Genomic DNA, 16,772 nt, shown 5'->3' on the forward strand with positions numbered 1-16,772 from the left:
CGCTACGCACGATCAGAAGGCGACCTTGGGGGCGTCCTGGATGAGCTTGCTGTCGGCGAACTCCAGCGGCGTGGCGTTCACCTTGTGGCCGAAGCTCGGCGCCAGCAGCACGGCGGGGAACGACTGCTTGTAGGTGTTGTACTCCATCACCGCGTCGTTGTAGGCCTGGCGGGCGAAGGCGACCTTGTTCTCGGTGCTCGACAGCTCCTCGGTGAGCTGCTGCATGTTCTGCGAGGCCTTGAGGTCCGGGTAGGCCTCCAGGGTCACGTTGAGACGCCCGAGGGCGCCACCCAGGGCGCCCTCGGCGCCGGCCAGCCGGGCCATGGCGGCGGCGCCACCGGGCTCGGCGGCGGCGGCCTTGAGCCCGGCGACCGCGGCGTTGCGCGCGGCGATCACGGCTTCCAGGGTCTCGCGCTCGTGCTGGAGGTAGGCCTTGGCGGTTTCCACCAGGTTGGGGATCAGGTCGTAGCGGCGCTTGAGCTGCACCTCGATCTGCGCGAAGGCGTTCTGGTAGCGGTTGCGCAGCGTCACCAACTGGTTGAAGGCGCCGACGACGGCGAAGACGAGCAGGGCCAGGATGGCCAGTGTCACCAGGGAAGAAACCGACATGGGATGTCCTTATCTGCGGCAGACGTAGCGCCGATGATAGCGGAAAGCCCCGGACTGCCAAGGGGGAGGGCGGCCCGGCGGCTCAGAACTGCACGTCGATCACCACGCTGTCCCGGTAGATGCCCGCCGGCGGCGTGTTCTGCTCCGGCAGCACTCGTGCGCGGTAGTCGAAACGCTGGCCGCTGACCCCGTCGTACTGGTTGGGGTTGATTTCGGCGCTGGTGCTGGCGCGCCTCTCGCTGCCGGTGGCGCCCCAGCGCTCGCTGCTGCGCGACTTGTATAGCTCGTAGGCCAGGTAATGGCCGCCGTTGGCCATGCGCCGGGTCTTGCCGTCGGCCTGCGCGCCGTCGTTCAGGCCGACGCTATAGAGAGCGCCCTTGGTGCAGCGGATGGTGATGTTGCCCTGCTGGGTGTCGAAGTTCTGGGCCAGGGGCGCGCTGCCGAAATCGAGGGCGGGCGCGGTGATGAGACAGTCCGGGCTGACCACCAGACTCACCTGGATGCTGGTCGGCACGCCCTCGCCCCAGGTGTCCGGCGGCAGGGTGCAGGCTTCGAGGAGGCAACCGCCACGCAGGCCGGGGCTGATGTCCCAGCCCGGAATATTGCAGATACCGAAGGCCTGGCCGTTGAGGCAGATGCGCCAGTACCAGCGCAGTCGGATGGTGGCGTGATAGGTGCCGGCGGAGACATTGGCGCCCTTGGCCGTGCGCAGGTACACCGGGAAGCTGCCGAGGTCCGGGCCGTTGCCGAGGAAGGTGAAGGTCGAGTAGTCGTAGGGGCGCCCCGCCTCCAGCGCCGAGGTGGCATTGGCCGACGAGTAGAGCGCGAAGGGTACCTGCTCGCCGGTCTGCCCATGGGTCAGCACCGGGTCGCTGGCGCGGTCGATCTGCATCCTGATCCAGGACTGTCCGATCAGCGTGCCCTTGGACTGGTCGCAGCTCATCCCGCCGCCGCTGAGCAGGCGTTGCGCTTCGTCGCGCACGGTCAGCGAGCTGAGGGTGCCGAAGGAGGCTTGTGCGCTGGCCTGCCGGCATTGCTTGACGACGGTGTCGGCCCAGGCCTGCCCGGCGCTCGCTAGCGCCAGTCCCAGTACCAGCCATGGCAGCGTTTTCATCGGTGTTCTCCTGTTGGCGTCGGCGTGTCTCGGCTTGGCCGGCAGGACAGCGGTCCCACCTGGGCCAGCGTTTCGATCCGGGTGTCCAGTTCGAACTCGGCGCGGCAGTGCGTGCCATCGGGCAGGCGCGCGTCCAGGCGATTGCGCGCCCGCAGGCCTTCCAGGTAGACCAGGCCATCCCAGCCCACGTAGGCCTCGCCGCCGTCGGCGCGGCTGATCCGGGTACCCAGGGGCAGCGGGCGTCCCCGGGTGTCGTGCAGCTCGACGCTGGCGGCGACCACGCGGCGGAGCGGGAAGCGCAGCAGGTAGCCGCTGCCGGATCTGACCGCGACCCGGCGCTCGACGCTGGGCGCTTCGATATTCGCCGCCAGGCCGAGGGTGTCGATGCTGTACTTGGCGTCGTAGTAGCCGCTGCTCCAGGGCACCAGCAGGTGGCCGGCGTCATTGGTTTCGCCGACCAGCTGGTTTTCGTAGTGCACCGGAATCCCGCCATGGCCGTCGGTGCTGACCACTACGAAGGCGTCGTCGATGCGGTTGGCGGCGAGCACGGCGTCGTCGATCCAGACCAGCGAGCCGCCGACGTCCGCCCAGCGCGTGTAGCCGCGCGCGTCACCGTAGGCGCCACCCTGGACCTGCAGGTGCTCGTCGCGCCAGGTCAGGCTGGCCTGCTGGTAGCGGCCGCCTTGGTCGCCGTCGGCGTGGGCCAGGTTCCAGCCCAGCCCGCCGGCGCTGGGCGTGGCCTGGTGGTAATCGAGCCGGCGCCTCGCGCCTTGGTCGGCCGTGCGTTCCAGGCTGGCGCTGAGGGTCCCGCCGAGGTCGAAGGGCACCACCAGTTGCGCGGCGCTGCTCCAGCCGCCGGCGCCGATCTGCTGGGTGGCGGACAGGTGAAGGCTGGCGTTGCCCCACAGCGAGCGGCTCCAGGACAGGTTGAGCAGGCGGGTACGGCTGCCGTCGCCGGCCTCGACGTCGAAGTAACCGCCGCCGAGGCTGCCCCAGCGCTGCAGCGAGACGCTGAGGGTCGCCTGGGTGCTGCTGCGGCTGAGCGACGCGCTGCCGTGCCCGGCGCGCGGCGAGCCGGGCAGCGGCGGCGCGCGCTGGTACTGGTCGTACAGCGCCAGGTCGGCATAGCCGGCGTTACGCTGGGTGCGCAGCAGGGACAGATTGAAACGCGGCGCGCTGTATTGGTAGCCGAGGCTCAGTTGCTCGCCCTCGGTGCCGCGCAGGCGGCTGCGTCCGACGGCGCCGCTGAGCACGCCGAGGTTGCCCAGGCGCAGCAGGCCGCCGAGGCCACCGAGGGCCAGTTCGGCGGCGCCTTCGGCGTGGCTTTCGAGGGTGAACCAGGGCGTCATCCCGTAGCGCAGCGAAGCGCTGGCGGCGCCAGGGCCGTAGTCGAAACTGCTCAGGCCATAGTTGCGCCGCAGGCTGCCCAGCGCGGCGGAGAAGTCCGCCAGCCCCGGGCGCAGCAGGTCGCTGCTGACATAAAAGGGCACGCGGGTGGAGACCTGGCGGCCGAGGGCGTCGGTGGTCACCAGTTGCGCTTGCCCGGCGCCATTGATGAAAGGCAGGTTGCTGATGCTGAAGGGGCCGGGCTCCAGCTGGTAGCTGCCGTTGCGGTAGCCATTGATGAACAGGTCGAGGGTGGTCGGAACCGCCGCTTCGCCGGAGAACTGCGGCAGCGGGTAGGTGACGATGTCTGGGCGGATGGCGAAGTCTCGCGAGACCTGCACGCCGCCCAGGCGCACCGGCGTGCTCCAGCTCTGCGCGGTGCTGATCAGGTCGCCGACTTCGACGGCCAGCGCGTGTCGCTCGTTGGCGTGGCGCCAGGTGCTGTCGTAGCGCAGGTAGCGCGACGGCGTGGCCGCGGCGGAATAGCCGTGCTGGTAGACACCGCTATGGCTGAGGGTGCCGAACTCGCCGAACAGGCGCAGTTCGCTCCAGGCCGAGCTGTAGTCGGCGCCGCGCTCGGCACTGGCGGCGTAGACCTCATAGTTGAGCAGGGCGCCGAAGCTGGTGTGGGCCTGCTCGTGCGCTGGCGGCGGCGAATCGCCGAGCCGTTGCGCCGGCAGCCAGTGCGTCGGCACCTGCAACAGTAGGCGTTGGGTGGCGGCCTCGTAGCGCGTCTCGACCTCGGGCAGGCTGTCCAGGCGCAGCAGGCCGCTGTGCCGTGCGTCCAGCGCCAGCCCGGCGGCGCGTAGTTCGCCGGCGTCGACCAGCAGGCCGCCGTCGCGCACCTCCACCGTCAACACCCGCCCGCTGGGTTTGCGGTTGAGCACCAGCTCCAGCGCCAGCAGGGTGCTGTCGGGCAGGCTCAGGGGACCGCGCGGCGGCGTGGGCAGGGGCGCGGCCAGGGCCTCCAGTTCGCCGGACAGCAGGGTCGCGCCGGCCAGCAGCAGGCGGCGTGGCCAGGCCCGAACGGCCTGCCGTCGCGGCGCGCGCAGGCGGCTCAACATGGCAAATCCGGTGGCTCTGCTCAGGGCCGCCAGCGTGGGATTTCTCCTGGCTCGCCGTTGCTCTCGGCGCGCAGCCGGGCGTCCGTGCCGACCGCCTCGGCGAGCGGCCAGCGCATCTGGCTGCCGGCCAGCACATAGCCGAGCAGGCCGCTGGCGACCTCCAGGGTCGCGCCCTGGTGTTCCAGGCTGACCCGCGTCAGGCGTGCGTGCCGTGTGCCCTGGTTGCGCACTTCCAGGTAGTGCCTGCCGTTCACGCTGAGCGGACGCCAGCTCAATTGCGCGTCGCTGGCGTCGGCCGTGTCGCCCTGGCGCGATGCGTCGGGGCGCGGCGAGAGGCCTTCGCCCTGGACGAACAGCGGCACCGAGTAGCGCATCTGGAACTGCACCGTGGCGGCGTTGCCCGGCTCGGCGGCCGGCGCGGACGGCGTCGGTATCTCATCGATGAGGATGCGGTAGGCCTGCTCGGTCGCGGCCGCGACGGGCTTTAGCTGGGTCAGCCTGACCAGTTGCCGTTCGCCGGGGGCGATGCGGATCATCGGCGGGCTGCCGATGACCTCGCGTTGCGCGTGGTAATGCTCCTCGCCGTCGGCCTGGCGCCAGGCGAAGACGCGCAATTGCAGCAGGCTGGGTTGTTCGCCGTGGTTTTCCAGCCAGAGCGCGGTGGCGCGCTGGTCGTGGCGCAGCAGCGGGTCGATCGGCCAGATCAGGATCGAACTGCTGGCCCGCGCGGTCGGGCTGAGCAGCAGGGCGAGGCCGGCGAGGCCGGCTGCGCAGGACTGGAAAAAACCTCTCGTTCGAGACATCTGCAACTCCTTGCGGCTCACCAGGTGAGGGTCACGGTGAGCACGTCCTGGTAGAGCCCGGCGGGCTGGTGGCCGTCCAACTGCGCGCTGGCGTAGAGCGACAAGCGCAGGCGGCCATCGGAGGCGGGGGTGAAGGCGATCGGCTGGCTCAGAATTTCCTGCTGCAACGCGGCGTCCGTGTACAGCCGATAGGCGAGCAGGCTGCTGCCGTCGCTGAGGTGGCGCTGGCCGCCTTGGGCGTTGACGCCGGCGTCGATGCTGATTTGCGGCAGCGTCCCCGGCGTGCAGTGCAGAGCGACGCTGCCCGGCATCAGCGGGGTGCTCAGGTGGCCGGTGCGATACGCCGGGTGGCGGCCGAAATCCAGGCTGCCGAGGTTGCCCAGGCTGGCGTCATTGCCGGCGTGCACCGGGTTGATCAGGCAGCCGGCAACGATGCGCGCGGAGACCTTGAGGGGGGCCGTGGTGATGGCCCCAGCGGGCTCCGCGGCGAGCGCGGCGAGCAGTGCCAGGCAGCAGTGACTCGGGGTTCGGGCGTGCATGGGCGGCCGCTCAGAACTCCACCTGGACACTGAGGATGTCCGAGTAGGTGCCGGGGACCAGCGCCGCCTGGCCAAAGGCGCGGGCGTAGAGGTTGAAGGGGCGCGCGCTGCCGTCGGCGGCGAACGACAGGGATATGCCATTGGCCAGCTTGTTGGTGCGTCCGCTGTCGCTGTACAGCTCGTAGGGCACGTATTTGCTGCCATTGGCCAGGGCGTGGCTGGCGGTGTCGCCGCCCTGGATGTCGTTCTGGCCCTTGACGATGGTCAGCTTGGCGTCATCGCCGGGCGAGCACTGGATGCTGATGCCGTTGCCACCGTTGCCGGAGAGCTGCGCCTCGACCGTGGCGAACAGGGCGGTCTGGCTGCCGAAGTCGATGCTGCCGAAGTCGACGTTGTTGATACCGCTGCTGCCGTTGTTGATCTGGCAGCCGCGCTCGATCTGCAACCTGACCTGAATCTGCCCGCTGAGCACGTTCGCGGCCTGTGTCGAGGCGGTCGACAGGGCGAGGCCGGGGATGCTGAAGAGAAGGGCGAGGGCGTGCGCTTTCATGGAGGGCTCCTGGGGCGGCTGAGCAGCGGCGCCTGCCGTCGGACGGCGGGCGCTGGGTGCGGACAAGGAGCAGCGGGTGTGCGGCGGCGTGTGCGGAGCGCGTCCTGCGCGGCTGCCCCTTGCGGCGTGCGCTGGCAAAGGAGCAGGGATTGTCCGCAGTGGGGCTTGAGAGGCGCTAGACGGAAACGATGTAGATTCGCGTGTGAATTTTCAGAACAAATAAGCGCTTGTTTGTGGGAAATGGCGTGTCGCGCTGGATGAAATCGCCGCCGATGGCCCGGCTCGGCGGGCACCGCGGGCACAAAAAAGGGCCTCGCATGGAGGCCCGTAATTGGAGTGTGGCGCGGCGGCGTTCAGGCCGGTACGTATTGCCCCTGGCGGATCAGACTGCGCTCGATCCACCAGCCGAAGGCCAGCCCGAGGGTCGACCAGAGGATCGCCTGAATGCCCAGGGCGACCACGCGGAATTGCCACAGCAGGTCCGCCGGGAAGTCCGCCGGCACCTCGCGGACGGCCGGGAAGACCGCCGCCGTCACGGCGCAGATCGCCAGGTACAGGGCCACGCCCGCCAGCGCGCCGAACCAGACGCCATGGCGGGCGATCAGGCGCCGTGCCAGGTTCACCGCCACGGCGGCGGCGGCCAGGGACACCGCGATCATCAGGAAGAACAGCAGGGTGCGTTGGCGGATGCTCGCCGGGTCGCCCACCGACGGCGGGTTGGCCGGGTACTTCAGGCCGGGCACCAGGTACAGGGCGATGAAGGCCGCCAGCGCCAGCAGCGCCGCCAGCGCCCGCGGGCCGAGGCGGCCGACGCGGCCCAGGGCGTAGGCGAAGACCAGGGCGAACAGGCCGCCCATGGCGCTGCTGTAGACCAGCACGCCGGTGAGCAGACCGACGCCGGCCTGGACCTCGCGGCTGACCAGCTCCTCCTCATCCGCGTGCGCATGCGCGCCGGACGCCTCGCTGGCCTGGTGATGGGCGCTGCCCTGTTCCTCGAAGGCGATGGCTCGCGCCACCTCCGGTTCGCCGTAGACCTTGGCGAAGGCGAAGGCGAGCAGCCCCGCCAGGATGCCGACCAGCATCCCGCGCAGCAGTAGTGTTCCAGTCATGGGGTATCCCTCAGTGGCAGGGGAAGCCCAGCAGGTGGCGGCCGTCGTGGACGAATTCGTGCACGTACATGCCGGAGAACAGCGAGGTGGCGCCCTGTTCGGCGCCGACGAAGTACAGCGCCAGGATCAGCAGCAGGCCGCCGAAAATGGCCCAGGGCAGCAGCTCGGCGAGCGGGATGACGGGAAGGGACAGGTTGCCGGAATGGGCTGGGGTGGCTGTATGAGCCATGAAAACCTCCTAGGATTGCGCGTCCGGAATCGAGGGTGATGTGGGGGGAAGGGTCTGACTCTCAGCCCTGGGGCTGAATACAGTGGCGCGACCGTGCCGGATTTCCACCGGCTTCCTTCCAAATGACAACGTGCTACGAGAGCGCCGCAGAGTGTAAACCCCGGGCGCCGGTAAATGGGAGTTAATTTCAATATGCCGACGCGCATCAGCCTGCTCTGCCATGGGCGCACCCAGGCGCAACGCCATGGCCGCTTCGCCCTCGATGACGAGCCTCTGGAGGCGGGCGAGGCGCAGCGCCTGGCCGCGCGGGTCGCCGAAATCAAGGCGCCGCGGCGGATTCTCTGCGCACCGGAATGGCGCGCCCGGCAGACCGCCGCCGCCTGGCACGGCGATGTGGAGCTGCTCGATGTCCTGCGCGATTGCGACTACGGCGCCTGGCGCGGGCGCAGTCTGGCGGCGTTGCAGGAGGAAGCGGCGCCGGCCCTGGCCGAATGGCTGAGCGACCCGGCCAGCGCGCCCCACGGCGGCGAGTCGCAGGCGCACCTGTGCGCGCGGATCGGCGCCTGGCTGGACGGTTTCGGCGACGACGGCCACATCCTCGTCGTCAGCCATCCCGCCGTGATCCGTGCCGCCGTCTTGCACGCTTTGCAGGCCGGCGCCCAGGCCTTCAACTGCATCGACGTGGCGCCGCTGGCGCTGGTCGATCTGCGCTTCCACGGGCGCTGGCGCCTGCGCGTCTGAGCCGGCGCCTGTCGCGGCGGCCGGCTGCGCGTCTATGCTGCCTGGGCCCTTAGCCCAACGGAGACCACCATGTCCAGCCATCCCAGCCTGATCCCCTGCCTGCGCTACCGCGATGCGCCGGCGGCCATCGAGTGGCTGTGCAGCACCTTCGGCTTTCGCCGGCAACTGCTGGTGGACGACGGACACGGCGGCATCGCCCATGCCCAGCTATGCCTGCCCGATGGCAGCGCCATGCTGATGCTCGCCCCGGCGGTGGACAACGCCTACGGCCGGCTGATGCGCAGCCCCAGCGAACTCGGTGGCTGCACGCAGAGCCTGTACCTGGTGGTGAGCGACATCGAGGCGCTGTACCGGCGCGCCCTGGCGGCGGGCGCGGACATGCTCATCGATATCCGCGATGCGGATTACGGCGGCCAGGGCTTCACCTGCCGCGACCCGGAGGGGCATGTGTGGAGTTTCGGCACCTACAATCCCTGGCATTGAGCGACGAGGAGCAGGCTATGCGAACGGTGGCATTCGCCGACGGTACAGTGGTTCCAGCCCTGGGTCAGGGGACCTGGCGCATGGGGGAGGACGCCACGGCGCGCCGGCGCGAAGTGGCGGCCCTGCGTGAGGGCATCGAGCGTGGCCTGACGCTGATCGACACGGCGGAAATGTATGCCGAGGGCGGCGCCGAGGCGGTGGTCGGCGAGGCCATCCGCGGCCAGCGCGACGGCCTCTTCCTTGTCAGCAAGGTCTACCCGCACAACGCCAGCCGCAAGGGCATTCCAGCGGCCTGCGAGCGCAGCCTGAAGCGCCTGGGCAGCGACTACCTGGACCTCTACCTGCTGCACTGGCGCGGCCAGTACCCGCTGGCAGAGACGGTCGAGGCTTTCGAGCGCCTGCGCGAGGCCGGCAAGATCCGCCGCTGGGGGGTGTCCAACTTCGACCTCGACGACCTCGACGAACTGGCCGCTCCGGCCTGCGCCAGCAACCAGGTGCAGTACAGCCTGGAAGCGCGCGGCGTCGAATGGGACCTGCTGCCCTGGTGCCAGGCGCAGCGCATGCCGTTGATGGCGTACTGCCCGGTCGGCCAGGGCGGGCGACTGCTGCGCCATCCGGCGCTGCGCGCGGTGGCCGAGCGGCATGGCGCCAGCCCGGCGCGGGTGGCCCTGGCCTGGCTGATCCGCCAGCCGGGAGTGATCGCCATCCCCAAGGCGGTGGACAGCCTGCATATCCGCGACAACGCCGCCGCACTGACGCTGCACCTGGACGCCGACGACCTGGCGGCGCTCGACGCAGCCTTCCCACCGCCAACGCGCAAGACCCAGCTGTCAGTGGTCTGAGCCGACCCATCAGCGCCGTCGGCGGCATCGCCCGCCGTGCGCCATCAACTGCCTGCGGCGAATAACGCCCTCGGCGCTATCCGCCAGCGGCGCCACGACGGTGGATGGTTGGCATCGCCCGTAGGATGGCGTTGAGCGCAGCGATACCGATCACCCGCCGTGTGCCATCCATTGCCTGCGGCGAATAAAACGCCCTCGGCGCTATCCGCCAGCGGCGCCACGACGGCGCTGGGACGCCTGGTACAGGCGTTCGCTGTCGACGGCGAGGAATTCCAGGCAGGCGAGGGCGCCAGTCATCACGTCGGCGGAGGGCGAGCCCAGGTCGGGGGCGCCGGCCAGCAGGTGGAGCATGTCGCGCAGGGCGCGATGGCGAGCGTGGGCGGCGTCGTAGAGCGCCAGGGGCGTGTTGTCGTCCAGCGGGTGGAGCAGGGCGAGTTCGGTGAGGTTCATGGGGTTGCACTCTAGAAGATTGGTTTTCCGCGTCCTGACGCCAATCAGGGAGGGCGGACCGTACAGGTTGGCGTACCGGCTAGAGTCCCGGCGCATCCGAAGATGCCCTGCACGGCCCACCCATATTGTGGGTGCAGCCCTGCAAGGCGCTGAGCGTTCGCTCAAGCACCTTCTCTAGACAGGACGCCAATCCTGACCGCCCAGGTGGGGCGGAGCGGCCACGTTAGGCAGTCGGCTTGGGGCTGTCAATCGGGGTGGCGGCGGTTGCTGGGGGTATGCGTTCCGGCGGGAGGGTCGGTTTCGCCGACCGCTGTTCCTACAAAAATCCCGGACGGCGTGGTAAGAAGCGCCATCAATGTGAGGGAGCCGGGTCATGAGCAGGTTGCGTGTCGGGGTGATTTTCGGTGGGCGTTCGGCGGAGCATGAGGTATCGCTGCAGTCGGCGAAGAATATTGTCGATGCGCTCGACCGCTCGCGGTTCGAGCCGGTGCTGATCGGCATCGACAAGGAGGGCCGCTGGCACCTGAACGATGCCTCGGATTACCTGCTCAACCAGGAGAACCCGGCGCTGATCGCGCTGAACCGCTCCAATCGTGAACTCGCCGTGGTGCCTGGCAAGGCCGAGTGGCAATTGGTGGAAACCGCCAGCCAGCAGTTGCTGGAGCATGTCGATGTGATCTTCCCCATCGTCCACGGCACCCTTGGCGAGGATGGCTGCCTGCAGGGCTTGCTGCGCATGGCCGACATCCCCTTCGTCGGCTCTGATGTGCTGGGCTCGGCGATCTGCATGGACAAGGACATCAGCAAGCGCCTGCTGCGCGACGCCGGCATCGCCATCACCCCCTTCGTCACCCTGACCCGCGCCAACGCCGCGCGCCTGCCCTTCGCCGAGGTACAGCGCCAGCTCGGTCTGCCGCTGTTCGTCAAACCGGCCAACCTGGGTTCGTCGGTGGGCGTCAGCAAGGTGCGCGACGCGGCCGAGTACGACGCTGCCGTGCAACTGGCCCTGGCCTACGACGACAAGGTGTTGGTGGAAGCGGCGGTGAACGGCCGCGAGATCGAGTGCGCGGTGCTCGGCAACGACCAGCCGATCGCCAGCGGCTGTGGCGAGATCGTCGTGCGCGACGGTTTCTACTCCTACGACAGCAAGTACATCGACGACCAGGCGGCGCAGGTGGTGGTGCCGGCGGAGATCAGCGCCGAGGCCAGCGAGCGCATTCGCCAACTGGCCGTCGAGGCCTTCCAGGTGCTCGGCTGCTCGGGCCTGGCGCGGGTCGATGTGTTCCTCGGCGCCGACGGCCAGGTGTTGATCAACGAACTCAACTCGCTGCCCGGCTTCACCCGCATCAGCATGTATCCCAAGCTCTGGCAGGCCGCCGGGATGAGCTACAGCGAGCTGGTCAGCCGCCTCATCGACCTGGCCCTGGAGCGCCACGCCGCGCGCCGCCGCCTGCAGACCAACCGCTGAGCGGGGCGCCGCGTATCGGCTGGCGCGGCGTTGCCGGAGCGCGCTGCTAAGGTTGCCTGATGAGCGGCCCGGCGCGGCCGCAATGCGGGAGCATGGCTATGTCCGAGAACCGGGATCACAGTGCCGAGGCGGCGATTCGCCGGGTGGTGGAGGATTACGTCGAGGGCATGGTCTTCGCCGATGAGGCGCGGCTGCGCCGGGCCTTCCATGCCCAGGCGAAGATCATCGGCCACTACCAGGGCGCGCTGGAGTGGCTGAGCCTCGACGCCTTCGTCGCGGCCATCCTCGGTGCCGGCAGCGTCGAAGTGAACGGCCCGCCGTTCTGGGAGATCCAGGCCATCGACGTGACCGGCGATGCCGCCGCGGTGAAGCTGATCGACGACTACTTCGACCTGCGTTTCACCGACTACCTGTCGCTGCTGCTGATCGGGCAGCGCTGGGTGATCGTCAACAAGGTCTATTACCTGCACCCCTGAGCGCTACCCGTGGGCCGGCGATGGCGCGGCGGAGGTTGGCGTTTTTTCGCCAGGACGGGCAGGCATTTCGTGCATTTTTGACATTTCAGCTTCTACACTCCACGAAGTTTCATTGGCCACGCTCAGGAGCGAGACGATGAGTTCTACTTCGAGGACGGTGTTGACGGCGGCGCTGCTGGCGCTGCTGGTAGGGGTGTCCCCGATTGCCCAAAACCCAGCATGGGGCGAGGAATCCGCCTCCCCCAGTGGTGTCCAGACGGACGATCAACAGGGGCCCCTCGGCGATCTGACCGACTACGGCCGGCTGGCTGAAGAGTCGCTGAATGCCGTGGGCACGGATGATTTCGTGACCGCGCGCCAGCGCATCGAGGAATTGCAGGGCAAGTGGCGTGCGGCGGCGGCCGAGATGCGCCGCAAGAGCCCGGAAGACTGGAAGGCGGCGAACGCGGTGGTGGAGCGCGCCGTGACCGAACTGCATGCCAAGACCCCCGACAAGGAGCGCAGCCTGGATGCGCTCAATGCGGTGCTTTCCACCTTCAATGACATTCAGGGCATCAGCGACTGATCGCCCGCATACCCGGTGAGTTCGCCGCGTCGCTTCTGCGACGGGCGATCCCGGCGGATCGACAGGGGGCGTTTCGCCCCCTGTCGTCTGTCAGACTCCGTCGAATGACATTTTCATCACATATGCGTCTCGGAGTTTTCACGTTCAGCTGCGCAGGATGCTGTCCCAGCATCTGACCTTGGGCGGTTGGTTTGCTCCCTTTGCATAACTGCGCGCGAGGCCAGTTCTGACGTGAAACGGTCCATCGATGCTGGAAGGCTGGCGACGCCGAGCAAGTTTCGTCCCCTGCTGAAATCCAAATACTCCCTGGCCTGGCTGGCTGGCCTGGCCGGCGCCGTGGTGTTGGGCGTGTGCGGCGCGGTGGCCCTGCCGTCGCTGAGCTACGGCCAGGTGCCCGTCGCCGCCGAGCTGGCCCAGCACTGGAGCAAGGGTGAGGTGGTGATGCTGGTTCGCCATGCCGAGCGGTGCGATCGTTCCAGCGCGCCCTGCCTGGGCGCGGCGGATGGCATTACGGTCCGCGGCAGCGAGCAGGCCGCGTTGGTCGGCCATGACTACCGTGCGCTCGACCTGAGCCATACCGATGTCTATGCCAGCCCGATGACCCGTACCGCGCAGACCGCCGAGCAGATGTTCGGCGCCAACGTCATCGCCCAGTCCTGGGTGGCGGACTGCAAGGGTGACGTGCTGAAGAACGTCCTGCAGCACAAGGTCGCCCACCGCAACCTGGTCTTGGTCACCCACAGCGAGTGCATGGCGCAGATCGTCCAGGCCATCGACCACCATGACCTGAGCACCCCCGAATACACCTCGTCGCTGGTGCTGTTCAGCGACGACAAAGGCGCGCTTCAGGTCGCCGGGCAGATCGAGCCGCAGGACTGGGCGAAAATGAACATTCGCTGAGCGCGCGGCGCGACATCACCTTACCGACGTGAGCGGGGCTGATCAGCCCCGCTTTTCGTTCCTGTCTACCTGGCCCGTTGCGCATTGCCCGACGCCTGCGCGGCGGGCACGGAACAGCCCCGGGATCAGGCGCGCGGTCGCTGCTGCAGGGCGATCGGCAGCAACGCGGCGATCGTCAGGGCGGCGCAGAGCAGCAGGGCGAGGCGGTAGGTGTGGGTGGCGTCGACCAGGTAGCCGATGGCTTCCGGGCTGAGGGCCGAGACGAGCCCGGCGATCAGGTTGCCGATGCCGAGCAGGGCGCCGAAATTGCGCTGTCCCATCGACTCGACCAAGAGTACCGGCGATAGCTGGTTGACCAGGTTGAAGGTGCAGCCCCAGGTCAGCACAAAGAGCGCCAGGGCGCCGATACCGAACGCCGGATGGCCCGCCGCGAGGAGGCACAGAATGCCGCCGGTGCCGATGGCGTTGCCGATCAGCAGGATGGCCTTGGCGCTCCAGCGGTAGCTCAGGACGCCGAAGACGAAGTTGCCGACGAACGCCGCGGCGCCGGTGCCGGCGAAAAAGGCGGCGGCCTGCTGCGCCGAATAACCGGCCGAGACGAGATAGGGCACCAGGGCGATGAAGATGCCGATGCTGCTCAGGGTGAGGAGCATCTGCATGGCGATCCACAGCCAGTAGCGCGGCATGCGCAAGGCCTCGCCGATGCTCGGATCGAGGTGCGAGCCTGGCGCAGCGTGCGGCTTGCCCGCGGTGGCCTCGGGCATGCGCGCCAGCCACAGCAGCAGGGGCACGCAGATCAGCAGGAGCATGCCGGCCACGGCCTGCATGGCGCTGCGCCAGCCGATGCTGACGATGACCTGGGTGAGCAGCATGGGGAAGATGATGGCGCCGATGGCGGCGCCGGAGAGCAGGATGCCATAGGCGAGGCCCTGCCGGTCGGGGACGATCCAGCGCGTGGCCAGGGTGATCGCCGGGACATAGGTCGAGGCGCCGACGCCGACGCCGCTGAGGGCGATGGCCAGGGTGAGCTGGCTGATGTCCTGGCTCCAACTGGCGAGCAGGTAGCCCAGCGCCGCTAGCAGGGCGCCGGCGGTCATCACCGGGCGCGGCGAGATATGGTCGAGCAGCCAGCCGGCCAGGGGCATGGCCAGGGTCATGGTGATCAGGAACGCGGTGGCGACGCGCGCGGCCTCTTCGTTGGAGCATTGGAAGGCCAGGGTGATCGGCACGGTGAACACGCTGATGGAGTTGAGCGTGGTGCCGAAGCCGATGCACAGCACCACCGCCAGGCCGAGGACCAGGCCCCAACCCTGGCGCTGGTTGGGGGTGGTCGAACTCTGTGTCTCCGGGCCGGGAAAGACTGCCGTTGCAGTCTCGATATCCCGCTCCGCTAGCGTATCCCGCACGTGCGCCATGGCTGAGCCTCTTGGATTGTTTTTGGAGTGAAACGCTCGAGGCGGAGTCTATGGGCGGCGCGGCGGACGCAAATCGTCCGTTGGGAGTAGTTGGGCGCAGGTCTCGCGCTCGCCGCCAATTCGCGGGCGAGCGCTCAGTCGCGGGGTGGGGCGGCCTTCATGGGCGAAGGCCGCGCGGGGAATCGCCGGGGGCTTCAGGCGCCGTTGGCCTCGAAGCTGTCGCTGCGCGCCATGCGCCACATTCGCTCGTAGAACTCCCCCTCGATGTTGCCGGAGAGCAGTTCGCCCGGCTTGAGGAAGTAGTGCAGGTGCGAGAACAGGCGGATTTCGCTGGACGAGACGCGCCGTACCAAGTGCTTGGCTTGCAGTTGCTCGGGGTGTTCGAGACCGGCGGCGGCGAGCATCTCGGCCAGGGCCTTGAGGGTGTTGCGGTGGAAGTTGTAGACCCGCTCGGCCTTGTCCGGCACCACCAGGGCGCGCTGGCGCAGCGGGTCCTGGGTGGCCACGCCGGTCGGGCATTTGTTGGTGTGGCAACTCTGGCTCTGAATGCAGCCAATGGCGAACATGAAGCCGCGCGCCGAGTTGGCCCAGTCGGCGCCCATGGCCAGCACGCTGGCGATGTCGAAGGCGCTGACCACCTTGCCGCTGGCGCCGATGCGAATCCGCTCGCGCAGGTTCAGGCCGACCAGGGTGTTGTGCACGAACAGCAGGCCCTCGCGCATCGGCAGGCCCATGTGGTCGACGAATTCCACCGGGGCGGCGCCGGTGCCGCCTTCCTTGCCGTCGACGACGATGAAGTCGGGGAGGATGCCGGTCTCGTGCATGGCCTTGGCGATGCCCATGAACTCCCACGGATGACCGATGCACAGCTTGAAGCCGACCGGCTTGCCGCCGGACAGTTCGCGCAGGCGGACGATGAAGTCGAGCAGTTCCTTGGGCGTGGAGAACTCGCTGTGGCAGGCCGGCGAGATGCAGTCCTGGCCCATGGGCACGCCACGGGTGGAGGCGATCTCGGCGGTGACCTTGTGTTTCGGCAGGATGCCGCCATGGCCGGGTTTGGCGCCCTGGCTGAGCTTGATCTCGATCATCTTCACCTGCGGGCTCTTGGCCTGCGCGGCGAAGCGCGCCGGGTCGAAGCGGCCGTCCTCGGTGCGGCAGCCGAAGTAGCCGCTGCCCAGTTCCCAGGTGAGGTCGCCGCCGTACTCGCGGTGGTATGGGCTGATGCTGCCCTCGCCGGTGTCATGGATGAAGTTGCCCATGCGCGCGCCCTTGTTCAGCGCGCGGATGGCGTTGGCGCTGAGGGCGCCGAAACTCATCGCCGAGATGTTGAAGACCGAGATCGAATAGGGCAGCTTGCAGTCCGGCCCGCCGACGTTGACGCGGAAGCTGCTGGGGTCGGCCAGCGGCGCCGGGCGGATCGAGTGGGCAATGAATTCGAAGCCGGACTCGTAGACGTCGATCAGGGTGCCGAAGGGCTTGTCGGCGGTCTCCTGCTTGGCGCGCGCGTAGACCAGGCCGCGCTGGGCGCGGGAGAAGGGCAGCGCCTCGTTGTCGCCTTCGAGCAGGTACTGGCGGATTTCCGGGCGGATGCCTTCCACCAGGTAGCGGATGTTGCCGAGGATCGGGTAGTTGCGGCGCACCGCGTGGGGCGCCTGCAGCAGGTCGAAGACGCCCAGCAGGCTGAGGGCGAAGGTGGTCAGGGTGACCGGCCAGAGCCATTCCGCGTGCCCGAGGAAGGGCAGGCTGAACAGGGTGAAGAGGACACAGGCGGCAAAGAAGGCATAACGGCTGAGCAGCGACAGGTTCATGGAGTCTCCAGTCGTCGGGCGGAATCACGGTGGTTGGTGCCGGGGGCGTTGCCGTAGCGGGCCTGGAGAGCATAGGCAGACCTTGCGCCGCTGTGCTCTGGCGTGGCGCGATGGCTCGGCGGCCTCCGGAAGGATTCTTGTTATGGCGGGCTTCCCGGCGGCGAAAGTAGCCTGTCGGCGGGAAAAAAGGAAGCAAGCTAACTATTTTTTCAGATTTGGCA

Annotated in this window: 18 protein-coding genes and 1 riboswitch; of the genes, 7 read left to right on the forward strand and 11 right to left on the reverse strand. The window is 68.5% G+C overall.

The window, feature by feature from the left end:
* Positions 1 to 12 precede the first annotated feature (12 nt).
* The 8 genes from BLQ74_RS03530 to BLQ74_RS03565 form a co-directional block, all read right to left on the reverse strand.
* Positions 13 to 609, reverse strand: a complete 597-nt coding sequence (locus BLQ74_RS03530; RefSeq protein ID WP_090260897.1) for a LemA family protein — start codon at positions 607 to 609, stop codon at positions 13 to 15.
* A gap of 82 nt (positions 610 to 691) precedes the next feature.
* Complete coding sequence (locus BLQ74_RS03535; RefSeq protein WP_090260899.1) at positions 692 to 1,723, reverse strand: Csu type fimbrial protein; 1,032 nt, start codon at positions 1,721 to 1,723, stop codon at positions 692 to 694.
* Positions 1,720 to 4,173: a fimbria/pilus outer membrane usher protein gene (locus tag BLQ74_RS03540; protein ID WP_090260900.1), complete on the reverse strand. Its 2,454-nt coding sequence runs from the start codon at positions 4,171 to 4,173 to the stop codon at positions 1,720 to 1,722. The genes BLQ74_RS03535 and BLQ74_RS03540 overlap by 4 nt, the downstream gene beginning before the upstream one ends.
* 20 nt (positions 4,174 to 4,193) lie before the next feature.
* Positions 4,194 to 4,976, reverse strand: a complete 783-nt coding sequence (locus tag BLQ74_RS03545) for a fimbrial biogenesis chaperone (protein WP_090260902.1) — start codon at positions 4,974 to 4,976, stop codon at positions 4,194 to 4,196.
* Positions 4,977 to 4,993: 17 nt separating this feature from the next.
* Entirely contained in the window at positions 4,994 to 5,515 is a 522-nt protein-coding gene (locus tag BLQ74_RS03550; protein WP_090260904.1) for a Csu type fimbrial protein, read from the reverse strand.
* 10 nt (positions 5,516 to 5,525) lie between these two features.
* A complete protein-coding gene (locus tag BLQ74_RS03555; RefSeq protein WP_090260906.1) occupies positions 5,526 to 6,065 on the reverse strand; it encodes a Csu type fimbrial protein in 540 nt (179 codons plus the stop codon).
* A 353-nt stretch (positions 6,066 to 6,418) separates the two neighbouring features.
* Positions 6,419 to 7,174 (reverse strand): CbtA family protein, encoded by a 756-nt coding sequence (locus BLQ74_RS03560; protein ID WP_090260907.1) that lies wholly within the window; start codon positions 7,172 to 7,174, stop codon positions 6,419 to 6,421.
* A 10-nt stretch (positions 7,175 to 7,184) separates the two neighbouring features.
* On the reverse strand, positions 7,185 to 7,403 hold the full coding sequence (locus tag BLQ74_RS03565; protein ID WP_090260909.1) for a CbtB domain-containing protein: 219 nt from the start codon (positions 7,401 to 7,403) through the stop codon (positions 7,185 to 7,187).
* 46 nt (positions 7,404 to 7,449) lie between these two features.
* Positions 7,450 to 7,523: riboswitch (adenosylcobalamin (AdoCbl) riboswitch) on the reverse strand.
* 72 nt (positions 7,524 to 7,595) lie between these two features.
* On the opposite strand from BLQ74_RS03565, the gene BLQ74_RS03570 reads away from it, so the two are divergent.
* The 3 genes from BLQ74_RS03570 to BLQ74_RS03580 all read left to right on the forward strand — a co-directional run bounded on the left by BLQ74_RS03570 (position 7,596) and on the right by BLQ74_RS03580 (position 9,469).
* Positions 7,596 to 8,144, forward strand: coding sequence for a histidine phosphatase family protein (locus BLQ74_RS03570; RefSeq protein ID WP_090260911.1), 549 nt, complete (start codon positions 7,596 to 7,598; stop codon positions 8,142 to 8,144).
* A gap of 69 nt (positions 8,145 to 8,213) precedes the next feature.
* A complete protein-coding gene (locus BLQ74_RS03575) occupies positions 8,214 to 8,627 on the forward strand; it encodes a VOC family protein (protein ID WP_090260914.1) in 414 nt (137 codons plus the stop codon).
* Between the two features lie 17 nt (positions 8,628 to 8,644).
* A complete protein-coding gene (locus tag BLQ74_RS03580) occupies positions 8,645 to 9,469 on the forward strand; it encodes an aldo/keto reductase (protein WP_090260916.1) in 825 nt (274 codons plus the stop codon).
* Between the two features lie 201 nt (positions 9,470 to 9,670).
* Here the strand turns inward: BLQ74_RS03580 and BLQ74_RS03585 are convergent, their stop codons facing one another.
* Positions 9,671 to 9,919, reverse strand: coding sequence for a hypothetical protein (locus tag BLQ74_RS03585; protein WP_090260919.1), 249 nt, complete (start codon positions 9,917 to 9,919; stop codon positions 9,671 to 9,673).
* Between the two features lie 373 nt (positions 9,920 to 10,292).
* Here BLQ74_RS03585 and ddlA point away from each other — a divergent pair, with 373 nt between their 5' ends.
* From ddlA to pmrG, 4 genes are all read left to right on the forward strand, one after another.
* A complete protein-coding gene (gene ddlA / locus BLQ74_RS03590; protein WP_090260920.1) occupies positions 10,293 to 11,387 on the forward strand; it encodes a D-alanine--D-alanine ligase in 1,095 nt (364 codons plus the stop codon).
* A 98-nt stretch (positions 11,388 to 11,485) separates the two neighbouring features.
* Positions 11,486 to 11,863, forward strand: coding sequence for a nuclear transport factor 2 family protein (locus tag BLQ74_RS03595; RefSeq protein WP_425287472.1), 378 nt, complete (start codon positions 11,486 to 11,488; stop codon positions 11,861 to 11,863).
* Between the two features lie 136 nt (positions 11,864 to 11,999).
* Positions 12,000 to 12,428, forward strand: coding sequence for a hypothetical protein (locus BLQ74_RS03600; protein WP_139199025.1), 429 nt, complete (start codon positions 12,000 to 12,002; stop codon positions 12,426 to 12,428).
* A gap of 231 nt (positions 12,429 to 12,659) precedes the next feature.
* Positions 12,660 to 13,328: a lipopolysaccharide core heptose(II)-phosphate phosphatase PmrG gene (gene pmrG / locus BLQ74_RS03605; protein ID WP_090260927.1), complete on the forward strand. Its 669-nt coding sequence runs from the start codon at positions 12,660 to 12,662 to the stop codon at positions 13,326 to 13,328.
* Between the two features lie 125 nt (positions 13,329 to 13,453).
* Here the strand turns inward: pmrG and BLQ74_RS03610 are convergent, their stop codons facing one another.
* On the reverse strand, positions 13,454 to 14,743 hold the full coding sequence (locus BLQ74_RS03610; RefSeq protein ID WP_090260929.1) for an MFS transporter: 1,290 nt from the start codon (positions 14,741 to 14,743) through the stop codon (positions 13,454 to 13,456).
* A gap of 194 nt (positions 14,744 to 14,937) precedes the next feature.
* A complete protein-coding gene (locus tag BLQ74_RS03615; RefSeq protein ID WP_090260932.1) occupies positions 14,938 to 16,551 on the reverse strand; it encodes an FMN-binding glutamate synthase family protein in 1,614 nt (537 codons plus the stop codon).
* Between the last annotated feature and the right edge of the window lie 221 nt (positions 16,552 to 16,772).

The sequence above is a fragment of the Pseudomonas panipatensis genome (assembly GCF_900099785.1).
Taxonomy (GTDB): Bacteria; Pseudomonadota; Gammaproteobacteria; order Pseudomonadales; family Pseudomonadaceae; genus Pseudomonas; species Pseudomonas panipatensis.